This window comes from Microcystis sp. Msp_OC_L_20101000_S702 (genome assembly GCF_007095705.1).
Classification (GTDB): Bacteria; Cyanobacteriota; Cyanobacteriia; order Cyanobacteriales; family Microcystaceae; genus Microcystis; species Microcystis ichthyoblabe_A.
Genome location: NZ_SFBO01000081.1, coordinates 1 through 4340, shown reverse-complemented (window position 1 = coordinate 4340; position 4340 = coordinate 1). Strand labels below are relative to the sequence as shown.

The following is a 4340-nucleotide window of genomic DNA, read 5'->3' as shown; positions in this document are numbered from 1 at the left end:
CCTCCTATTAGTCGTCGTCAACTTCACCTGATGGTTTTTTCTAAAGGTGGTAAACGACGTAAATATGGTGGCTCTACCACAAGACATGGGTTCCGTAAAGGAGATTTAGTTTCTTCTCCTAAAGGAATTGGTTATGTTAGTGGAGATACCGAAAAACAGTTATCTGTAAGCGATGCCAATGGTCAACGATTGGGACAGATAGCCGTTAGCAAGATTCAGTTAATTCGTCGTTCTAACGGTTTAATTGTTTCTCACTGACTTATGTAAAGCCGCCCTCCGCTATCGCTAAAGGGCGGGGTTTCAGACCCAATTTTTCGATGACAAACCCAACTTCCTCGACTCCTTTTAGCTATCAAGTAGGCGGGAGCTTACCTGCCGAATATCGTGGGTATGTAGAGCGACAGGCCGATCGCGAATTGTACGATCGCCTGAAATCAGGAGAATATTGTTTTGTCTTTAACTCGCGGCAGATGGGCAAGTCTAGTTTGCGGGTGCGGGTGATGCAGAAGTTAGCGGCAGAGGGGGTGGCTTGTGCGGTCATTGACCCGCAAACCCGGGGAACCAGTTTGAGCGAGGATCAGTGGTATGCCGGAACAATAAAACGCTTGATCGATGATTTGCATTTACAAGAGAAAATCGATTTTTCGAGTTGGTGGAAGGATCTGGCGGCTCAGTCGATTTCGGCGGTCGAACGCTTTACTTATTTTATCGATCGCGTATTGCTGGCAGAACTCTCGCAAGATGTCGTCATTTTTGTCGAAGAAATTGATAACCTGCTCAGTCTCAAGTTTGATACCGATGGTTTTTTCATTCTGATTCGCTCTTTCTTTGAGCGGCGGGCGGAAGATCTGCGTTATCGGCGGCTGACTTTTGCGTTTTTAGGGGTGGCAACACCTTCCGATCTGATTGTCAGTAAGCATAGTTTGGCGTTTAATATCGGTCGGGCGGTGGAGATGAGTGGCTTTCAACTCCAGGAAGCTCAACCGTTGATGCAGGGTTTGGTGGGCAAGGTGGACGATCCGCAGGCGGTGCTGCAAGCGGTGTTGTATTGGACGGGGGGACAGCCGTTTTTGACGCAGCGGGTCTTGAATTTGGTAGTGCAGGAGGCAGATTTGCGCCTATCGCCCCCAGATTTGGTGGCGCAGGTGGTGACGAGCCAGCTTATCGATAATTGGGAGGCGCAGGACGTGCCGCCGCATTTGAAAACGATTCGAGACAGGATTTTACGCAGTGACGAACGGCTGCGGGGGCGACTGCTAGGGATTTATCAGCAAGTTTTGGATGCTGAACCCCCCCCTCTCCCCATCCCCCCCCTCTCCCCATCCCCGCCTCTCTCATCCAGAAAGGAAGGGGGGATCATTGCCGATGAGAGCTATGAGCAAATACAACTGCGGCTGACGGGTTTGGTGGTGAAGCGAGAGGGCAGGTTGAAAGTCTATAACCCCATCTACGCGCAGGTGTTTAATGGGCAGTGGGTGGCTCGCGCTTTGGCGGATTTGCGTCCGGGGTTTTATGGGGAGGCGTTTAAGGCTTGGCAGGAGGCACAAGAGGAGCAGAAAGAGTCGTTTTTGTTGCGGGGACAGGCGTTGAGAGATGCGGAGACTTGGGCAAAAGGAAAGCGTTTGAGTAAAGAAGATGAACGCTTTTTAGATGATAGCCAGGATGTCGAAAAACTGGATATGGAAAGGCGGTTGGCGGCGGAAACGGAAGCGAATCAGATTTTGACGGCGGCGAGGGAACAGGCGGAAACAGAATTAGAAACAGCGAACCAAGCATTATTAGAAACAAGGGAGGAATCCGACAAAATCATCAAAAAAGCCAATCGACGGAATAAGCTTAGTTTGTTGGGGGCATTGGGAGCTATTGCCATTGCTGCTATTGCCGTTCCTATTTCGATAAAGGCGGTAGATGATTTGAAAATAGCATGGCAGGATGTACAAGAAGCGGAGGGAGAAAAAAAACAACTTGAACAAGATAAAGACCAACTTAATAAGGATAAAATCAGTCTCAATCGCAGTTTAGAGCAAACTAAAACTAACAAAAAGCAGGCAGACATAAACGCACAAAAAGCAAAACAGTTACAGCTAGAAGCAGAACAGAAATTGAAACAAGTTAATCAAAATTTAGTTGCAGAAAAGAAGCACCTAAAGCAAGTTACTGAAATAGCTCAAGTCACTATCAAAGCAAAAGAACAACAGGTTCAAGAAGTTGAGAAACAATTTACAGAAGCGACCAAAAACACACAAGATGCCCGAAACGAGTCCAAAATAGCAAGGGAAGAGAAACAGCAAGCACAGACTCAACTATTAGAAGCACAGACTCAAATATCAGAAGCACAGACTCAAATATCAGAAGCACAGACTCAACTATCAGAAGCACAGACTCAACTATCAGAAGCACAGACTCAACTCAATTCAGTGAAAGATTCAGTAAGTCAAACTCTTGCTTTACTTGATGAAGTCAGAAATCAAGTCGAAGTACCTACAGAAAGAGATTCTGGTATTCTTGTCACTGTGAAGGTAGATGTTAGGCAATTCACTTTAACTCATCAGCGACTACAAGCTACTGCACAGAGTATTGGCATCTCTATAGAAAAAGTTAGTCCTATAACTTTAACTCATCAGCGACTACAAGCTACTGCACAGAGTATTGGCATCTCTATAGAAAAAGTTAGTCCTAGATCAAACATTTCATCCATCAATAACTTAGGAGCAAATTATGCCAATTTAGGGGAGTATGAAAAAGCAATCGCTTTCTATCAACAAGCTTTAGATATGAGTAGAAAGATTGGCGATCATCTTGCAGAAAGTTCAAACATCAATAACTTGGCTGCTCTCTATAGTGTATTAGGTAGGTATGGCGAAGCCGAACCTCTTTACAAAGAAGCATTGGCTATTAAGAAGCAACAGTTAGGAGACAACCATCCCGATGTGGCACAAACTCTTAATAACCTAGCAACACTTTACCGTATCCAAGGAAGATACAGTGAAGCTGAACCTCTTTTACAACAGTCTTTAGTTATCATGAAGCAACAGTTAGGTCCAAACAATCCTGATGTCGCTCAAAGTCTCAACAACCTAGCAGAACTTTACCTATCCCAAGGAAGATACAGTGAAGCTGAACCTCTTTTAAAACAGTCTTTAGCTATCAGGAAACAACAGTTAGGAGACAACCATCCTGATGTCGCTCAAAGTCTCAACAACCTAGCAGAACTTTACCTATCCCAAGGAAGATACAGTGAAGCTGAACCTCTTTTACAACAGTCTTTAGCTATCAGGAAACAACAGTTAGGAGACAACCATCCTGATGTCGCTCAAAGTCTCAACAACCTAGCAGAACTTTACCTATCCCAAGGAAGATACAGTGAAGCTGAACCCCGCTATAAAGAGGCTTTAGATATATTCAAGCAACAGTTAGGAGACAACCATCCCTCTACCGCCACCAGTCTCAATAATTTGGCATTCCTTTACCAGTATCAAGGAAGATACAGCGAAGCCGAACCTCTCTACAAACAAGCCTTAGCTATCAGGAAACAACAATTAGGAGACAACCATCCCTCTACCGCCACCAGTCTCAACAATTTGGCAGGACTTTACGAGTCTCAAGGAAGATACAGTGAAGCCGAACCCCTCTACAAACAGGCTTTAGCTATCAGGAAACAACAATTAGGAGACAACCATCCCGACACTGCTTCCAGTCTCAACAATTTGGCAGGACTTTACAAGTCTCAAGGAAGATACAGCGAAGCCGAACCCCTCTACAAAGAAGCCTTAGCTATCTGGAAACAACAATTAGGAGACAACCATCCCGATACCGCCACCAGTCTCAATAATTTGGCAGGACTTTACGAGTCTCAAGGAAGATACAGCGAAGCCGAACCCCTCTACAAACAGGCTTTAACTATCATTAAACAACAATTAGGAGACAACCATCCCGATACCGCCTCCAGTCTCAACAATTTGGCAGGACTTTACGAGTCTCAAGGAAGATACAGCGAAGCCGAACCCCTCTACAAAGAAGCCTTAGCTATCTGGAAACAACAATTAGGAGACAACCATCCCGATACCGCCTCCAGTCTCAACAATTTGGCAGGACTTTACAGAGTTCAAGGAAGATACAGCGAAGCCGAACCCCTCTACAAACAGGCTTTAGCTATCTGGAAACAACAATTAGGAGACAACCATCCCGATACCGCCTCCAGTCTCAACAATTTGGCAGGACTTTACCAGTCTCAAGATGATATTCCTCAAGCCATTAATTATCTCAGCCAAGGACTTGCAGTACAAGAATACAACCTCTCAGAAAATCTAAAAATGGGGGATGACAAGCAAAAACAAGAT

General features: G+C 45.1%; 1 protein-coding gene and 1 pseudogene. Both read left to right on the top strand.

Annotated features, from left to right (window positions below; genetic code table 11):
- Nucleotides 1-258 (top strand): annotated as a pseudogene (locus tag EWV60_RS08595) (hypothetical protein); the annotation flags it as partial.
- 59 nt (nucleotides 259-317) lie between these two features.
- Nucleotides 318-4340 (top strand): tetratricopeptide repeat protein (locus tag EWV60_RS23175; RefSeq protein WP_353734385.1); only part of this gene is annotated, 4023 nt, incomplete at its 3' end.